The 16,920-nt window shown below is 60.2% G+C and carries 14 protein-coding genes; 13 read left to right on the top strand and 1 reads right to left on the bottom strand.

The genetic code is table 11. The features are described from left to right. Positions 1-33: 33 nt before the first annotated feature. The 8 genes from dnaE (at position 34) to ispD (ending at position 11,477) form a co-directional block, all read left to right on the top strand. The gene (gene dnaE / locus HKK57_RS03760) at positions 34-3,555 is read left to right on the top strand and encodes a DNA polymerase III subunit alpha (RefSeq protein WP_029297262.1); all 3,522 of its coding nucleotides are present in this window, start codon (positions 34-36) and stop codon (positions 3,553-3,555) included. Positions 3,556-3,694: 139 nt separating this feature from the next. Beyond that, on the top strand, positions 3,695-4,642 hold the full coding sequence (locus HKK57_RS03755; RefSeq protein ID WP_029297260.1) for an acetyl-CoA carboxylase carboxyltransferase subunit alpha: 948 nt from the start codon (positions 3,695-3,697) through the stop codon (positions 4,640-4,642). A gap of 159 nt (positions 4,643-4,801) precedes the next feature. Next, entirely contained in the window at positions 4,802-6,121 is a 1,320-nt protein-coding gene (tilS, locus tag HKK57_RS03750; RefSeq protein WP_169389796.1) for a tRNA lysidine(34) synthetase TilS, read from the top strand. Positions 6,122-6,394: 273 nt separating this feature from the next. Next, complete coding sequence (locus tag HKK57_RS03745; protein WP_029297256.1) at positions 6,395-8,026, top strand: CTP synthase; 1,632 nt, start codon at positions 6,395-6,397, stop codon at positions 8,024-8,026. A gap of 5 nt (positions 8,027-8,031) precedes the next feature. Continuing rightward, the gene (kdsA, locus tag HKK57_RS03740) at positions 8,032-8,877 is read left to right on the top strand and encodes a 3-deoxy-8-phosphooctulonate synthase (protein ID WP_010212442.1); all 846 of its coding nucleotides are present in this window, start codon (positions 8,032-8,034) and stop codon (positions 8,875-8,877) included. A gap of 156 nt (positions 8,878-9,033) precedes the next feature. Then, positions 9,034-10,323: a phosphopyruvate hydratase gene (eno, locus tag HKK57_RS03735; RefSeq protein WP_029297253.1), complete on the top strand. Its 1,290-nt coding sequence runs from the start codon at positions 9,034-9,036 to the stop codon at positions 10,321-10,323. A 171-nt stretch (positions 10,324-10,494) separates the two neighbouring features. After that, on the top strand, positions 10,495-10,773 hold the full coding sequence (gene ftsB, locus HKK57_RS03730; protein WP_029297251.1) for a cell division protein FtsB: 279 nt from the start codon (positions 10,495-10,497) through the stop codon (positions 10,771-10,773). Beyond that, the gene (gene ispD, locus HKK57_RS03725; protein ID WP_029297249.1) at positions 10,770-11,477 is read left to right on the top strand and encodes a 2-C-methyl-D-erythritol 4-phosphate cytidylyltransferase; all 708 of its coding nucleotides are present in this window, start codon (positions 10,770-10,772) and stop codon (positions 11,475-11,477) included. Before ftsB ends, ispD begins: the two co-directional genes overlap by 4 nt. 127 nt (positions 11,478-11,604) lie before the next feature. Here ispD and HKK57_RS03720 read toward each other — a convergent pair whose 3' ends face one another. Further along, entirely contained in the window at positions 11,605-12,501 is an 897-nt protein-coding gene (locus tag HKK57_RS03720) for a LysR substrate-binding domain-containing protein (RefSeq protein ID WP_029297247.1), read from the bottom strand. A gap of 109 nt (positions 12,502-12,610) precedes the next feature. Between HKK57_RS03720 and HKK57_RS03715 the strand changes: the two genes are divergently transcribed. Genes HKK57_RS03715 through surE form a run of 5 tightly spaced genes read left to right on the top strand, consistent with a single transcriptional unit; the run spans position 12,611 to position 16,897 of the window. Further along, on the top strand, positions 12,611-13,723 hold the full coding sequence (locus HKK57_RS03715; protein ID WP_029297245.1) for an S-(hydroxymethyl)glutathione dehydrogenase/class III alcohol dehydrogenase: 1,113 nt from the start codon (positions 12,611-12,613) through the stop codon (positions 13,721-13,723). An 8-nt stretch (positions 13,724-13,731) separates the two neighbouring features. Continuing rightward, complete coding sequence (fghA, locus tag HKK57_RS03710) at positions 13,732-14,577, top strand: S-formylglutathione hydrolase (RefSeq protein ID WP_029297243.1); 846 nt, start codon at positions 13,732-13,734, stop codon at positions 14,575-14,577. A 54-nt stretch (positions 14,578-14,631) separates the two neighbouring features. Beyond that, positions 14,632-15,105 carry a 2-C-methyl-D-erythritol 2,4-cyclodiphosphate synthase gene (gene ispF / locus HKK57_RS03705; RefSeq protein WP_029297241.1) on the top strand — a complete coding sequence of 158 codons (474 nt, stop codon included), beginning with the start codon at positions 14,632-14,634 and terminating at the stop codon, positions 15,103-15,105. Then, complete coding sequence (truD, locus tag HKK57_RS03700; RefSeq protein ID WP_104911724.1) at positions 15,102-16,160, top strand: tRNA pseudouridine(13) synthase TruD; 1,059 nt, start codon at positions 15,102-15,104, stop codon at positions 16,158-16,160. Before ispF ends, truD begins: the two co-directional genes overlap by 4 nt. Further along, entirely contained in the window at positions 16,148-16,897 is a 750-nt protein-coding gene (surE, locus tag HKK57_RS03695) for a 5'/3'-nucleotidase SurE (RefSeq protein ID WP_029297237.1), read from the top strand. The genes truD and surE overlap by 13 nt, the downstream gene beginning before the upstream one ends. Positions 16,898-16,920: the final 23 nt, after the last annotated feature.

Genomic DNA, 16,920 nt, shown 5'->3' with positions numbered 1-16,920 from the left:
TGTTGTTTTCACACGTATCTAGACAGGATCACTATGCCGGCTTCATTCGTTCACCTGCGCCTGCACACTGAATACTCCCTGGTCGACGGCCTGGTACGGATCAAACCGCTGGTCAAAACCCTGGTGGGCATGAACATGCCTGCCGTTGCGGTCACTGACCAGAACAACATGTGTTCCCTGGTCAAGTTCTACAAGAATGCCATGGGCGCCGGGATCAAGCCGATCTGCGGCGCCGACTTGTGGCTGTCCAACAAAGATCCGGACAACGCCCTGAGCCGTATCAGCCTGTTGGCGATGAATGGCGTGGGCTATCGCAACCTGACTGAACTGATTTCCCGTGGTTTCATCGACGGCCAGCGCAATGGCTCGATCATCATCGAGCGCGAATGGGTCGCCGAGGCCAGCGAAGGCCTGATCATGCTATCGGCGGCTAAAGAGGGCGAGATCGGGATCGCGCTGCTCGGCGGTAATCCGCACGAGGCACAAGTGCTGGCGAGCGAGTGGATGCAGGTCTTCCCTGGTCGCTTCTATCTGGAAGTGCAGCGTACCAACCGCCCCAACGACGAAGAGCACTTGCATGCCGCCGTGGCCCTGGCCGAAAAGCTGGGTGCACCGCTGGTGGCTACCAACGATGTGCGCTTTATCAAGAAGGAAGACTTCGAGGCCCACGAAACCCGCGTGTGCATCGGTGAAGGGCGGGCGCTGGACGATCCGCGTCGCTCGAAAAACTACAGCGAAGAGCAATACCTCAAGAGTGCCGAGGAAATGGCCGAGCTGTTCAGTGACCTGCCCGAGGCGCTGGAAAACTCCGTCGAAATTGCCAAGCGCTGCAACATTGAAGTGAAGCTGGGCAAGCACTTCCTGCCCAACTTCCCGATTCCCGATGGCATGACCATCGATGAGTATTTCCGCAAGGTGTCCTTTGATGGCCTGGAAGAGCGTCTATCCGTTCTGCTGCCCAAAGACACGACTGAGGATTACGAAGCCAAGCGCCAGGTGTATGTCGACCGGCTGAATTTCGAGCTGGATATCATCATCCAGATGGGGTTCCCCGGTTACTTCCTGATCGTAATGGACTTTATCCAGTGGGCCAAAAGCAACGGCGTGCCGGTGGGGCCTGGCCGGGGGTCGGGTGCCGGGTCGCTGGTGGCCTATGTGCAGAAGATCACCGACCTCGATCCGCTGGAATATGACCTGCTGTTCGAACGGTTCCTGAACCCGGAACGGGTATCGATGCCCGACTTCGACGTCGACTTCTGCATGGATGGTCGCGACCGGGTTATCGAATATGTGGCCGAAAAATACGGTCGCAACGCGGTAAGCCAGATCATTACCTTCGGTTCCATGGCTGCCAAGGCGGTAATCCGCGACGTGGCACGGGTGCAGGGCAAGTCCTACGGCCTGGCGGATCGTCTGTCGAAGATGATTCCTTTCGAAGTCGGCATGACCCTGGAAAAGGCCTACGAACAGGAAGAAATCCTGCGTGACTTCATCAAGGTCGATGAAGAAGCTGCCGAAATCTGGGACATGGCCCGCAAGCTTGAAGGCGTGGTGCGTAACGTCGGCAAGCACGCCGGTGGTGTGGTAATCGCTCCGACCAAACTCACAGACTTTTCGCCGATCTATTGCGACGAAGAGGGCGGTGGCCTGGTAACCCAGTTCGACAAGGATGACGTCGAGGCGGCCGGCCTGGTGAAGTTCGACTTCCTCGGCCTGCGGACCCTGACGATCATCGATTGGGCGCTCAAGACCATCAACCGCGAGCGGGCCAAGGTCGATGAGGCACCGCTGGATATCGCCTTTATCCCGCTGGACGACAAGCCGACCTACGCCCTGCTGCAAAAGGCCGAGACCACCGCGGTGTTCCAGCTTGAGTCCCGCGGCATGAAGGAGCTGATCAAAAAGCTCAAGCCCGACTGCCTGGAAGACTTGATCGCACTGGTGGCCCTGTTCCGTCCGGGCCCGCTGCAATCGGGCATGGTTGACGACTTTATCAACCGGAAGCACGGGCGCGCCGAACTGGCCTACCCGCACTCCGATTACCAGTACGAGGGCCTCAAGCCAGTACTGGCACCGACCTACGGCATCATCCTGTATCAGGAACAGGTGATGCAGATCGCCCAGGTCATGGCCGGCTACACCCTCGGCGGTGCAGACATGCTGCGTCGCGCCATGGGTAAGAAAAAGCCCGAGGAAATGGCCAAGCAGCGCGGCGGTTTCATTGAAGGTTGCGCCACCAACAATATCGACGCTGACCTTGCCGGTAACATCTTTGACCTGGTGGAAAAATTCGCCGGTTATGGCTTCAACAAATCCCACTCCGCCGCCTACGGCCTGGTGTCATACCAGACTGCCTGGCTGAAAGCCCACTACCCGGCGCCGTTCATGGCGGCGGTGCTTTCGGCGGATATGCACAACACCGACAAGGTCGTGACCTTGATCGAAGAAGTGCGGACCATGAAGCTGCGTCTCGACGCGCCGGACGTGAACGCCTCGGAGTTCAAGTTCACCGTGAACGACGAAGGCCGCATCATCTACGGCCTGGGCGCGATCAAAGGCGTGGGCGAGGGCCCGGTCGAGGCGATCACCGAGGCGCGCCAGGACGGTCCTTTCAAGGATCTGTTCGACTTCTGCGCTCGGGTCGACCTCAAACGCATCAACAAACGTACCCTCGATGGCCTGATCCGCAGCGGTGCACTTGACCGCCTCGGGCCGTATTTCCATGACGAGCCGAAGGCCTACCAGGCCAATATCGACCGTAATCGCGCGGTACTGCTGACCGCCATGGAAGAAGCGATCAAGGCTGCCGAACAAACTGCCCGGACCCACGACAGTGGGCATGCCGACCTGTTTGGCGGGCTGTTCGTCGAAGAAGACGCCGATGTGTATGCCAACCACCGCAAGGCCAAGGAGCTGACCCTCAAGGAGCGGCTCAAGGGTGAAAAAGACACACTGGGCCTGTACCTCACCGGTCACCCGATTGATGAATATGAAGGCGAGATCCGCCGATTTGCCCGCCAGCGCATCATCGACCTGAAGCCGGCGCGCGATACCCAGACTGTCGCCGGGATGATCATTGCCTTGCGAGTGATGAAGAACAAAAAGGGCGACAAGATGGGTTTCATCACCCTCGACGACCGCTCCGGGCGTATCGAAGCGTCGCTGTTTGCCGACGCCTTCCACTCCGCGCAGTCGCTGTTGCAGACCGACGCGATGGTGGTGGTGGAAGGGGAGGTCAGCAACGATGACTTCTCCGGCGGCCTGCGCCTGCGGATCAAGCGGGTGATGAGCATGGAAGATGCCCGTACCAACCTGGCCGAAAGCCTGCGCCTGAAGGTCAAAACCGAGGCGCTCAAGGGCGATCAGCTACGCTGGCTGGGGGATCTGCTCAAGCGTCACCGTGGCGCGTGCCCGGTGACCATGGAGTACACCGGCAACGACGCCAAGGCGATGTTGCAGTTCGGCGAGACGTGGCGAATTGACCCGGCTGATGGCTTGATTCAAGCATTGCGTGACCAGTTCGGGCGTGACAACGTCTTCCTCCAATACCGTTGACGGTCAGGGCTGCCCTTGTACCCCTGACCTCGACTCAACATTTAATCTCGACCTTGACGCGCCTCTCCCTTAAGGTAGGGCGCGAATAGACAACCGGCTGGCCAGGCACTCCCTGGCCGTCGACCCAAGACGGACGCTTATGAACCCGAATTTTCTTGATTTCGAACAGCCGATCGCTGACCTGCAAGCCAAGATCGAAGAGCTGCGCCTGGTCGGCAATGACAATTCGCTGAATATCGGCGATGAAATCTCCCGCCTGCAAGACAAGAGCAAGACGCTCACCGAAGACATCTTCGGCAAGCTGACCAGCTGGCAGATCGCGCGCCTGGCCCGCCACCCACGCCGTCCGTATACCCTGGACTACATCGATCACATCTTCACCGAGTTTGACGAGTTGCACGGCGACCGTCACTTCTCCGATGACGCGGCGATTGTCGGCGGTATTGCCCGCCTCGACGACCAGCCCGTAATGGTGATCGGTCACCAGAAAGGCCGCGAAGTGCGCGAGAAAGTGCGTCGCAACTTCGGTATGCCGCGTCCAGAAGGCTACCGCAAGGCTTGCCGCCTGATGGAGATGGCTGAACGCTTCAAGATGCCGATCCTGACCTTTATCGACACCCCGGGTGCCTACCCAGGCATCGACGCTGAAGAGCGCAACCAGAGCGAAGCGATTGCCTGGAACCTGCGGGTGATGGCACGCCTGAAAACCCCGATCATCGCGACCGTGATTGGTGAAGGCGGTTCCGGCGGTGCGTTGGCCATTGGCGTCTGCGACCAATTGAACATGCTGCAGTATTCCACCTACGCGGTGATCTCACCGGAAGGTTGCGCCTCGATCCTGTGGAAAACCGCAGAAAAGGCTCCGGATGCTGCCGAAGCCATGGGTATCACCGCTGATCGCCTCAAAGGCCTGGGCATTGTCGACAAAGTAATCGCCGAGCCCCTGGGCGGCGCCCATCGCGACCCGGCTGCTGCGTCGGCCACCATCCGCGCTGAGCTCTGTGCGCAACTGGACATGCTCAAGAAGTTCGACAACGAGGCACTACTGGCCCGTCGTTACGAACGCCTGATGAGCTACGGTCTCTAAGCCACTGCGTTACCCATGTGGGAGCGGGCTTGCTCGCGATAGCAATGTGTCAGTGCCAGATTGGTTGACTGGTACACCGCTATCGCGGGCAAGCCCGCTCCCACATTTGCTTTGTATATGCTTGGTTAACGTATTCCAGTTTTGTGGCGGTAACGTGCGATGAAACCAACTCTAACCGCCAAACTTCTGCAAACCCTCGCCCCGTGGCGCAACGCCTCGGCCTGGCATATCGCTTTCTCCGGCGGGCTCGACTCTACGGTCCTGCTGCACCTTCTCGCCGATCTGGCAAAAAACCAGTCCCTGCCGCCCCTGCAGGCGATCCACGTTCACCATGGCCTCCAGGCTGCGGCTGACGCGTGGCCAACGCATTGTCAGGCGGTCTGTGATGCCGCAGGTGTGTCGCTGCGGATCATGCCTGTGCAAGTGCAGGCAGGTGCAAGCCTCGAGCGTGCGGCCCGTGATGCGCGCTACCAGGCGTTTGCCGAAGCGATCGCTCCAGGGGAATTGCTGCTCACAGGCCAGCACCGTGATGATCAGGCCGAAACCCTGTTGTTCCGCCTGCTGCGGGGCGCCGGGGTGCGGGGCCTCACTGGCATGCCAGTACAGCGTCCCTTGGGCGAAGGCTGGCTGGCGCGGCCGCTGCTGGACGTGCCGCGGGCCGAGCTGGAAACCTACGCTCGCGAACAGCAACTGAGCTGGATCGAAGACCCGTCCAACGGTGACTCACGTTTCTCCCGCAATTATCTGCGTCATCAAGTGTTCCCGCAGCTCACTGCGCGCTGGCCCCAAGCGGTAAATACCCTGGCGCGGACCGCAGGGCATCTGGCGCAGGCCCAAGGGTTGCTCGATGAGCTGGCGCAATTGGATGTGCAGGCCGCCCAGTTGCCATCGGCATTTCCCTGGCTGGCGCTGCCCTCGTTGGCGCTTGCGCCGTTACGTGATCTTTCCGACGCCCGGCAGCGCAATGCCCTGCGTTACTGGCTGGCGCCCCTGACGCCCTTGCCCGACAGCGAGCACTGGGTCGGCTGGAATACCCTGCGTGATGCCAAGGCTGACGCACAGCCGGTTTGGCGTTTGGCCGACGGCCAATTGCACCGTTGCAACGATCGCATCTGGTGGGTGCCTACCGCTTGGTCGGAATTTTCCGACACTGCGCTAAGCTGGCCACACCCGCAAAACCCACTACAGTTACCTGGCAACGGCCAGCTGTATTTCAGCGCAAATGCCCCTGAAGGCCCTTTGAGCATCGGCTACCGCCAGGGCGGTGAAGTCATGGAAGTGTCAGGTCGTGGCCGGCGTGACCTCAAGCGTTTGCTCAACGAAAGTGCGGTGCCGGGTTTTATCCGTGGCAGATTGCCGCTGCTGTACCAGGGCTCCCGGCTACTGGCCGTGGCCAACCTGGCGAGGGCCTCGACAGGGCAGGGGGATGACTGGCAATTACATTGGGCGCCACCAACCTGCGATCAAGGTTTGAGCTGATAGCGCCTTTCCGGTAGACTACGCTCCCTTCTTGATACAACTTCTGTGGATTCTCCTGAAACACAGTCGTTGCCGATTACCAAGCAGTCTTTGCTGGGCGATTCCAAAAAATGTGTAGCGATCAACGTACCGGTGTTCCATTGCTGGTCTGTCACAACGCGGCGGTTTTTTTGAAAGGTGCACTGTGATTAATGCAGGTGATCGGGGGCTTCGGCCTTCCTTCGCTTTCCCCGGCGGCTCCGACCGCTTTAACGCAGACTTCTAGGGTTTTTCATGACGCGCTACATATTCGTCACGGGCGGTGTTGTTTCTTCATTGGGGAAAGGCATTGCCTCCGCTTCGTTGGCGGCCATCCTGGAGGCGCGGGGACTTAAGGTCACCATGCTCAAGCTGGACCCGTACATCAACGTCGACCCGGGCACCATGAGCCCGTTCCAGCACGGTGAAGTGTTCGTCACCCATGACGGCGCCGAGACCGACCTGGACCTGGGCCACTACGAGCGGTTCATCCGCACGACCATGACCCAGAACAACAACTTCACCACTGGCCGTGTCTACGAGCACGTGCTGCGCAAAGAGCGCCGTGGTGACTACCTGGGTGCAACCATCCAGGTGATCCCGCACATCACCGACGAAATCAAGCGCCGCATCATCAAGGGTGCGGGCGATGCCGACGTGGCGATGGTCGAGATCGGTGGCACCGTGGGTGACATCGAATCCCAGCCGTTCCTCGAAGCCATCCGCCAATTGCGTTTCGAAGTCGGCGCCAAGCGCGCGATGCTGATGCACCTGACGCTGGTGCCGTACATCGCCACTGCCGGCGAAACCAAAACCAAGCCAACCCAGCATTCGGTCAAGGAACTGCGTTCCATCGGCCTGCAGCCGGACGTGCTGGTGTGCCGCTCCGATCACCCGATCGACATTTCCTCGCGTCGCAAGATCGCCCAGTTCACCAACGTTGAAGAGCGTGCGGTGATTGCCCTGGAAGACGCCGACACCATCTACAAGATCCCGGGCATCCTGCATTCCCAAGGCCTGGATGATTTTGTGGTCGAGCGTTTCGGCCTGCAGTGCAACGGCGCGGACTTGTCCGAGTGGGAAGCGGTGGTTGACGCCAAGCTCAACCCTGAGCACGAAGTGACCATCGCCATGGTCGGCAAGTACATGGAACTGCTGGACGCGTACAAGTCGCTGATCGAAGCGATGAGCCACGCGGGCATCAGCAACCGGACCAAGGTCAACCTGCGCTACATCGATTCCGAAGATATCGAGAACCAGGGCACCGCCCTGCTCGAAGGTGTTGACGCGATCCTCGTACCAGGCGGTTTCGGCCTGCGTGGCGTGGAAGGCAAGATCACTGCCGTGCAGTACGCTCGCGAGAACAAGGTGCCGTACCTGGGTATCTGCCTGGGCATGCAAGTGGCCGTTATCGAGTTCGCCCGTAACGTGCTGGGCTGGAAAGACGCCAACTCCACCGAGTTCGATCACACCAGCGGCCACCCGGTCGTGGGCCTGATCACCGAGTGGGAAGATGCCACCGGCGCTGTCGAAACCCGCACCGAAACCTCCGACCTGGGCGGCACCATGCGTCTGGGCGCACAGGATTGCCTGCTGGAGTCCGGTTCGCTGGTGCACGACTGCTATGGCAAGGACGTGATTGTCGAGCGTCACCGTCATCGTTATGAGGTGAACAACAACCTGCTGCCGCAGATCAAGGAAGCCGGCCTGAAAATCTCCGGTCGCTCCGGTGACGGCAAGCTGGTTGAAGTGGTCGAAGCCCCGGATCATCCATGGTTCGTCGCTTGCCAGTTCCACCCTGAGTTCACGTCGACCCCGCGCGACGGTCACCCGTTGTTCAGCGGTTTCGTCAAGGCTGCACTGACGCAACATCAGAAGAAGGCGTAAACCTGATGGCCCAGAAGATCATTCGCGTAGGCGACATCGAGATTGCCAACGACAAGCCCATGGTGCTGTTTGGCGGCATGAACGTGCTGGAAAGCCGCGACATGGCGATGCAGGTCTGTGAAGAGTACGTAAAGGTTACCGAGAAACTGGGTATCCCTTATGTATTCAAGGCCAGCTTCGACAAGGCCAACCGTTCGTCCGTGACCTCCTATCGCGGCCCGGGCCTTGAAGAAGGCATGCGGATCTTCCAGGACATCAAGCAAGCCTTCGGCGTGCCGATCATCACCGACGTCCACGAGCCTGAGCAGGCGGCCGTGGTCGCCGAGGTGTGCGACATCATCCAGTTGCCGGCCTTCCTGTCGCGCCAGACCGACCTGGTGGTCGCGATGGCCAAGACCGGCGCTGTGATCAATATCAAGAAAGCCCAGTTCCTCGCGCCCCAGGAAATGAAACACATCCTGAACAAGTGCGTGGAAGCGGGTAACGACCAGTTGATCCTCTGCGAGCGTGGTTCGAGCTTCGGCTACAACAACCTCGTGGTGGACATGCTCGGTTTCGGCATCATGAAACAGTTCGAATACCCGGTATTCTTCGACGTGACCCACGCGCTGCAAATGCCCGGTGGTCGCGCAGATTCTGCCGGTGGGCGACGTGCCCAGGTGCTGGACCTGGCCAAGGCCGGTATCAGCCAGTCCCTGGCTGGCCTGTTCCTGGAAGCCCATCCGGACCCGGACAACGCCAAGTGCGACGGTCCTTGTGCCCTGCGCCTGGACAAGTTGGAGCCATTCCTGGCCCAGCTCAAGCAATTGGACGAACTGGTCAAGAGTTTTCCGACAGTAGAGACCGCGTAACCCGCGTTTCTCCGGTAAACTTTCCGCGCTTTATGCTCAGGCCCCAGGGCCTGGGCCTTGTCGCCTGCAAGCCTGCCCCGTTGTTCCACCCTTGCGGTCGGTCAAAAGATTTCCTTCAGCTGCGTCGTTTTCGTCAACTTTGGAGTGTTTACAACAATGGCAAAAATCGTCGACATCAAAGGTCGTGAAGTTCTCGACTCCCGTGGCAACCCCACCGTCGAAGCCGACGTGCTTCTCGATAACGGTATCATCGGCAGCGCCTGCGCGCCGTCCGGTGCTTCCACCGGTTCGCGCGAAGCGCTGGAACTGCGTGATGGCGACAAGAGCCGTTACCTGGGCAAGGGTGTCCTCAAGGCGGTAGCCAACATCAACGGTCCGATCCGCGACCTGTTGCTGGGCAAGGACCCGCTGGACCAGAAAGCCCTGGACCACGCGATGATCAAGCTCGACGGCACTGAAAACAAAGGCAGCCTCGGCGCCAATGCGATCCTCGCCGTATCCCTGGCGGCTGCCAAGGCCGCTGCACAGGATCAAGACCTGCCGCTGTACGCGCACATTGCCAACCTGAACGGCACTCCGGGCGTGTACTCCATGCCGGTGCCGATGATGAACATCATCAACGGTGGCGAACACGCGGACAACAACGTCGATATCCAGGAATTCATGGTGCAGCCAGTCGGCGCCAAGACCTTCTCCGAAGGCCTGCGCATGGGCACCGAGATCTTCCATCACCTCAAAGCTGTGCTGAAGGCCCGTGGCCTGAGCACTGCTGTGGGCGACGAAGGTGGTTTCGCACCGAACCTGGCGTCCAACGAAGATGCACTGAAAGTGATCTCCGAAGCGGTGGCCAACGCTGGCTACAAGCTGGGCACCGACGTGACCCTGGCCCTGGACTGCGCGGCCAGCGAGTTTTATGAAGATGGCAAGTACAACCTGTCTGGCGAAGGCCAGGTGTTCAACTCCGAAGGTTTCGCTGAATACCTGAAGGGCCTGACCCAACGCTACCCGATCATTTCGATCGAAGACGGCTTGGACGAGTCCGACTGGGACGGTTGGAAAATCCTCACCGACAAGATCGGCGAGAAGATCCAGCTGGTTGGCGACGACCTGTTCGTGACCAATACCAAGATCCTGAAAGAAGGCATCGACAAGAAGATCGCCAACTCGATCCTGATCAAGTTCAACCAGATCGGCACCCTGACCGAAACCCTGGAAGCTATCCAGATGGCCAAGGCCGCGGGCTACACCGCCGTGATCTCGCACCGCTCCGGCGAAACCGAAGACTCGACCATTGCCGACCTGGCCGTGGGTACCTCGGCGGGCCAGATCAAAACCGGTTCCCTGTGCCGTTCCGACCGCGTTTCCAAGTACAACCAACTGCTGCGTATCGAAGAGCAATTGGGCGGTAAAGCCAAATACAACGGTCGCGGTGAGTTTCGCGGCTGAGTAGTTGATGGTAAAAAGACAACGGATTGTGTCGGAAAACTCGCTGAAGAGTGAATTTGCGCACTAATCTGATGCCTATCAAGCACAAGCCTGGTTCTTCCAGGCTTCGTGCTATCAGTTGCTTCAAAAGTTTTGCATGGCTGTCTTTTTTCACTGGATACCCGATATTCGATGCGCAGTCCCAATTGGTTGTTCCTCGTCTTGCTCTTGCTGCTGGCTGGCCTGCAGTACCGCCTTTGGGTGGGCAATGGCAGCCTGGCGCAGGTAACCGACCTGACCCAGCAAATTGCCGCGCAGCACGCTGAGAACGAGGTGTTGCTGGAGCGCAACCGTGTACTCGATGCCGAAGTGCTTGAGTTGAAAAAAGGCATGGAGACCGTCGAAGAGCGGGCTCGTCATGAATTGGGCATGGTCAAGGAGGGCGAAACCCTCTACCAGTTGGCCCAATGAGTTCCTGTTTGCCGGCCTTCTGGGCCGTGATTCCTGCCGCGGGCGTCGGTGCCCGTATGGCCGCAGACCGTCCCAAGCAGTATCTGCAGTTGGGCGGGCGCACTATTCTTGAACACAGCCTGGGCTGTTTCCTCGATCATCCGAGCCTCAAGGGGCTGGTGGTCAGTCTGGCTGTGGATGATCCTTATTGGCCAAGCCTGGCGTGTGCTGGCGACCCGCGCATCCAGCGCGCGGACGGTGGTTCGCAGCGTTCAGGCTCAGTACTCAATGCGTTGCTGCAACTCAATGCCTTGGGCGCCAGCGATGACGACTGGGTGCTGGTGCACGATGCCGCACGGCCGAACCTGAGCCGCGAGGACCTCGACACGTTGTTGGCGGAGTTGGCGCACGACCCTGTAGGCGGCTTGCTGGCTGTGCCGGCCCGCGACACCCTCAAGCGTGTCGACAAGCACGGGCGGGTCGTGGAAACCATTGACCGCAGCCTGATCTGGCAAGCCTACACGCCGCAAATGTTCCGCCTGGGTGCGCTGCATCGTGCCTTGGCCGATAGCCTGGTGGCCGACGCAGTTATCACCGACGAAGCCTCGGCCATGGAATGGTCCGGCCAGGCGCCGCGTCTGGTGGAAGGGCGCGCGGACAATATCAAGGTGACCCGGCCAGAGGACCTGGAGTGGCTCAGGTTGCGATGGGCCAATCGTAGCTAATCAGTTACACCGAGTTGACTCTATCGCAGGCAAGCCAGCTCCCACACTTGACCGCATTCCAGCAGGTATATGCGGCCAAGTGTGGGAGCTGGCTTGCCTGCGATGAGGCCGGGCCTGACACTCCAGATCACCCACCATACTCCGGCCGCCCAGCCAGCCCTTCCTTCAGGTAATCCACCAACTTGCGCACCTTCGGCGACAAATGCCGCTGCTGCGGATACAGCGCCCACACTGCGGTATTTGGCGGTTGATGGGCCTCAAGCAGCGAAACCAGCGCCCCGTTGTGCAAGTGCTCCAGCACGTAATAATCCGGCAACTGACACAACCCCACCCCCTGCAACGCCGCATCCAGCACTGCCTGCCCACTGTTGCAGCGCCAGTTTCCCTGCACCCTTTGGGAGAATTCGCGTCCATCCTGGGCCAATTGCCAAATATCCGAGCTGCCGATCAGGCAGTTATGCCGGCTCAGTTCCGACAAGCTATGTGGGCGTCCATACCTTTCCAAGTACGACGGCGACGCGCACAGATACATGCGCCGCGGTGCCAGGCGGCTGGCGACCATTCGCGAGTCCTGCAGGCGCCCCAGGCGAATCGCCAGGTCCAGGCCTTCATGCACCAGGTCGAGCGGGCGGTTGCTCAGTTCGATATCCACCCGCAATTGCGGATACAGCCCCATGAAGCGTGTAACCAGTGGCACGATAAAACGTTCGCCATAGGCCACCGCGCAGGTCATGCGCAACATGCCCTTGGGCTCGCTGGTCAGGTCGCCCACGGCGCGCAAGGCTTCTTCACGCCCGTCTTGCAGGCGCTGGCAATGCTGGAGGAAGGTCTGGCCGGCCTCGGTCAGCGTCACCCGCCGGGTACTGCGATAGAGCAAGCGGGTTTGCAGGCGCTCCTCCAGGCGTGCCACCTGGCGGCTGATATGCGACGAAGACACTCCAAGGCGTTCTGCCGCGGCGGTGAATTGGCTGCATTCGGCCACGGCGACGAATTCATCGATGCCTTCCCAGCGGTTCTCCAGCATGCAGATTGTCCCTGTATGGCAATAATGTTTTGCTTTTGCCTGGATTATTAATCAGTGGGCCATGTTTTACACTGCCCGTCTCACTTTTCAAGCCCCTGGAGAAACCCGGATGATCAAGTCACGCGCCGCTGTCGCCTTTGAAGCCAAGAAACCGCTGGAGATCGTGGAAGTGGATGTGGCCATGCCCAAGGCTGGCGAAGTCCTGCTGCGTGTGGTCGCTTCCGGGGTTTGCCATACCGATGCCTACACCCTGTCGGGCGCCGATCCTGAAGGTATTTTCCCGTCGATCCTGGGCCACGAAGGCGGCGCAGTGGTCGAAGCCATTGGCGAGGGTGTGACCTCGGTAGCGGTGGGTGACCACGTGATCCCGCTGTACACCCCGGAATGTGGCAAGTGCAAATTCTGTCTGTCGGGCAAGACCAACCTGTGCCAGGCCATCCGCGCAACCCAGGGCAAAGGTCTGATGCCGGACGGCACCACGCGTTTTTCCTACAAGGGTCAGCCGATTTTCCACTACATGGGGACTTCGACCTTTTCCGAGTACACCGTGCTGCCGGAAATCTCCGTGGCCAAGATTCCTAAAGAAGCTCCGCTGGAAAAAGTCTGCCTGCTGGGTTGTGGCGTTACCACTGGCATCGGTGCAGTGATCAACACCGCCAAGGTCAAGCCGGGCGATACCGTTGCCATCTTCGGCCTGGGCGGGATTGGCTTATCGGCTGTGATCGGCGCGGTGAAAGCCAAGGCCGGTCGTATCATCGCCATCGATATCAACCCGGCCAAGTTCGAGATTGCCAAGCAACTGGGCGCCACCGATTGCATCAACCCGAAAGACTACGATCGCCCGATTCAGGATGTGATTGTCGATTTGACCGACGGCGGCGTGGACTTTTCCTTCGAGTGCATTGGCAATGTGCAACTGATGCGCGCAGCGCTTGAGTGCTGCCACAAAGGCTGGGGCGAGTCGGTGATCATCGGTGTCGCCGGTGCTGGTCAGGAAATTGCCACCCGTCCGTTCCAACTGGTGACCGGCCGCGTCTGGCGCGGTTCGGCATTCGGTGGCGTGCGTGGCCGCAGCGAGTTGCCAAGCTACGTGGAAATGGCCCAGACCGGCGAAATCCCCCTGGATACCTTCATCACCCACACCATGGGCCTGGAAGATATCAACAAGGCTTTCGACCTGATGCATGAAGGCAAGAGCATTCGCACCGTCATCCATTTCTGAGGTCGGCCATGAGTCTGGAAAACCTGTCATGCCAGAAGAGCTTCGGCGGCTGGCACAAGCGTTACAAGCATCATTCCGAGGTGCTGGACTGCGACATGACCTTCGCCGTCTACCTGCCGCCCCAGGCGGAGCAGGGCGGCAAGCTGCCGGTGTTGTACTGGCTGTCGGGGCTGACCTGTACCGATGAAAACTTCATGCAGAAGGCTGGCGCGCATCGTGTGGCGGCCGAGCTGGGAATGATCATCGTCGCGCCGGATACCAGCCCTCGTGGGCCGGGTGTGCCGGGGGATCCGGACAACGCCTGGGACTTTGGCCTGGGTGCCGGGTTCTACCTGAATGCCACGCAGGAACCTTGGAGCAAGCATTATCGGATGCACGACTATGTCGTGCAGGAATTGCCGGCGTTGGTTGAAGCGCATTTCCCGGCTTGCGACAAGCGCGGCATCAGTGGCCACTCCATGGGCGGGCACGGTGCGTTGGTGTGTGCCTTGCGCAATCCGGGGCGCTATCAGTCGGTGTCGGCCTTTTCGCCCATCAATAATCCGATGGATTGCCCTTGGGGCCAAAAAGCCTTTTCTCGCTACCTGGGGGAAGAGCGCTCCAAGTGGCGCGAATGGGACGCCTGCGTGCTGATCAGCGAAGCCTCGCAAAAGCTGCCATTGCTGGTGGATCAGGGCGATCGCGACGACTTCCTGGCCACCCAACTCAAGCCCGAGGCCTTGTTGCAGGCTGCCAAGGCGGCGGGCCATCCGCTGGAGCTGCGCCTGCAACCGGGCTATGACCACAGCTACTTCTTTATCGCCAGCTTCATCGAGGACCACTTGCGTCATCATGGACGTGCTTTGCTCGGTTAATGTCCGGCAAAAGTAGGTAGAATCACGCCCTGAATTAAATCGGGGCGTTTTTTTATGCGTATTGGCCACGGCTATGATGTGCACCGTTTCGCCGAAGGCGACTTCATCACCCTGGGCGGCGTGCGCATTGCGCACCACCATGGGTTGCTGGCTCATTCCGACGGCGACGTTGTGCTGCATGCCTTGAGCGATGCCTTGCTCGGCGCAGCGGCGTTGGGGGATATCGGCAAACACTTTCCGGACACCGACCCCACTTTCAAGGGCGCGGACAGCCGCGTGCTGCTGCGGCATGTGGTCGGCCTGATCCATGCCAAAGGCTGGAAGGTCGGCAATGTCGATAACACCATCGTTGCCCAGGCGCCAAAGATGGCGCCGCATATCGAATCGATGCGCGCCGTGATTGCCGCCGACCTGCAAATAGAACTGGATCAAGTTAACGTGAAAGCCACCACTACCGAAAAGCTCGGGTTTACGGGTCGTGAAGAGGGCATCGCGGTGCACTCCGTCGCCTTGTTGTTGCGCGCATGAACGACCTGCAATTGTTGGGCCCTAGGGCCTATGGCGAGGCACTGGGCAGCGCGGCGCTCAAGGCCACGGCCGAAGATTTCCAGGTGGATGAAGTGCTGGATATCCCGCTGACTGGCGAGGGTGAGCACCTGTGGTTGTGGGTCGAAAAGCGCGGGCTGAACACTGAAGAGGCTGCGCGGCGCATTGCCAAGGCGGCCGGTGTGCCGTTGCGCACTGTCAGCTATGCCGGCCTCAAGGATCGCCAGGCGCTGACGCGCCAGTGGTTCAGCGTGCAGTTACCGGGCAAGGCCGATCCCGACTTGAGCGCGGCGCAAAACGACACCCTGAAGATTCTCAAGACCGCTCGCCACAAACGCAAGTTGCAGCGTGGTGCACATTCGGCCAACGGTTTCACCCTGCGCCTGACCCAACTGGCGGGCGACCAGGCTGCTATCGATGCGCGCCTGCAATTGATCGCCAAGCACGGGATTCCCAATTATTTCGGCTCCCAGCGCTTTGGCCACAACGGCGGCAATGTCGTCGATGCCCGCGACTGGGCGGCCCGCAAGGCGCTGCCGGAGCAACGTAATGTGCGTTCGCGCCTGCTGTCGACGGCGCGCAGTTTTGTGTTCAATAAAGTGTTGGCGGCACGGGTTGCCGATGGTTCGTGGCAGCGGGCCCAGGTCGGTGACCTGCTGGCATTCACCGATAGTCGCAGCTTTTTCCCGGCGGGGGAGGCGGAGTGCAGCGATCCACGCCTGGCGATCCTCGACCTGCATCCCACCGGCCCGCAATGGGGTGAAGGCGATTCGCCCGCCACTGGCGCCACCCATGCACTGGAACAAGCGGTTGCTGCGAGCGAGGCGGACCTGTGCGATTGGCTGGCCAAAGCCGGCATGAGCCAGGAACGTCGCATTCTGCGACTGCCCATTGGCGGGTTGACGTGGCATTATCCCGAGACTGACATTCTGCAATTGGAATTCGTCCTGCCGGCCGGATGCTTCGCCACTGTCTTGGTGCGCGAGCTTGTTGATCTGGTGCCGGTGGGGCAGACGGACAGCCCATGCGTATTCTGATATCTAACGACGACGGGGTCACCGCACCCGGCCTTGCCGCGCTTCATGCTGCGCTGGCGGATTACGCCGAGTGCGTGGTGGTTGCCCCCGACCAGGACAAAAGCGGCGCCAGCAGTTCGCTGACGCTCGACCGTCCCTTGCACCCGCAGACGCTGGCCAACGGCTTTATCAGCGTCAATGGCACGCCGACCGATTGCGTGCACCTGGCGATCAACAGCTTGCTGGCCGATGAGCCGGACCTGGTGGTTTCCGGGATCAACCTGGGCGCCAACCTGGGCGATGACGTGTTGTACTCCGGCACTGTGGCGGCGGCCCTTGAAGGGCGCTTCCTGGGGCGCACGGCTTTCGCTTTTTCGCTGGCGTCGCGGCAGGTGGATAACCTGGCGACCGCTGCGTATTTTGCGCGCAAGCTGGTCGAGGCCCACGGCACGCTGGTGCTGCCGCCGCGTACGGTGCTCAACGTCAATATCCCCAATCTGCCCCTGGACCATATTCGCGGTATCCAGTTGACCCGCCTGGGCCATCGCGCGCGCGCGGCGGCACCGTTGAAAGTGGTCGATCCCCGTGGCAGGGAAGGCTACTGGATTGCCGCAGCGGGCGACGCCGAGGATGGCGGACCGGGCACGGACTTTCATGCGGTGATGCAAGGTTATGTTTCGATTACCCCGTTACAACTTGATCGCACATTCAATGATGCCTTCGGTGGGCTCGATCCCTGGTTGGAGGGGCTGCGCTGATGGCTCGTGAACAGGACGACCTG

This window comes from Pseudomonas sp. ADAK21 (genome assembly GCF_012935735.1).
GTDB classification, from domain to species: domain Bacteria; phylum Pseudomonadota; class Gammaproteobacteria; order Pseudomonadales; family Pseudomonadaceae; genus Aquipseudomonas; species Aquipseudomonas proteolytica.
This window is presented reverse-complemented; position numbering and strand designations above follow the sequence as displayed.

Excerpts from the sequence above, each read along its gene's own strand:
- dnaE (WP_029297262.1), top strand. The coding sequence starts at position 34 with ATGCCGGCTTCATTCGTTCACCTGCGCCTGCACACTGAATACTCCCTG.
- HKK57_RS03755 (WP_029297260.1), top strand. The coding sequence starts at position 3,695 with ATGAACCCGAATTTTCTTGATTTCGAACAGCCGATCGCTGACCTGCAA.
- tilS (WP_169389796.1), top strand. The coding sequence starts at position 4,802 with ATGAAACCAACTCTAACCGCCAAACTTCTGCAAACCCTCGCCCCGTGG.
- HKK57_RS03745 (WP_029297256.1), top strand. The coding sequence starts at position 6,395 with ATGACGCGCTACATATTCGTCACGGGCGGTGTTGTTTCTTCATTGGGG.
- kdsA (WP_010212442.1), top strand. The coding sequence starts at position 8,032 with ATGGCCCAGAAGATCATTCGCGTAGGCGACATCGAGATTGCCAACGAC.
- eno (WP_029297253.1), top strand. The coding sequence starts at position 9,034 with ATGGCAAAAATCGTCGACATCAAAGGTCGTGAAGTTCTCGACTCCCGT.
- ftsB (WP_029297251.1), top strand. The coding sequence starts at position 10,495 with ATGCGCAGTCCCAATTGGTTGTTCCTCGTCTTGCTCTTGCTGCTGGCT.
- ispD (WP_029297249.1), top strand. The coding sequence starts at position 10,770 with ATGAGTTCCTGTTTGCCGGCCTTCTGGGCCGTGATTCCTGCCGCGGGC.
- HKK57_RS03720 (WP_029297247.1), bottom strand. The coding sequence starts at position 12,501 with ATGCTGGAGAACCGCTGGGAAGGCATCGATGAATTCGTCGCCGTGGCC.
- HKK57_RS03715 (WP_029297245.1), top strand. The coding sequence starts at position 12,611 with ATGATCAAGTCACGCGCCGCTGTCGCCTTTGAAGCCAAGAAACCGCTG.
- fghA (WP_029297243.1), top strand. The coding sequence starts at position 13,732 with ATGAGTCTGGAAAACCTGTCATGCCAGAAGAGCTTCGGCGGCTGGCAC.
- ispF (WP_029297241.1), top strand. The coding sequence starts at position 14,632 with ATGCGTATTGGCCACGGCTATGATGTGCACCGTTTCGCCGAAGGCGAC.
- truD (WP_104911724.1), top strand. The coding sequence starts at position 15,102 with ATGAACGACCTGCAATTGTTGGGCCCTAGGGCCTATGGCGAGGCACTG.
- surE (WP_029297237.1), top strand. The coding sequence starts at position 16,148 with ATGCGTATTCTGATATCTAACGACGACGGGGTCACCGCACCCGGCCTT.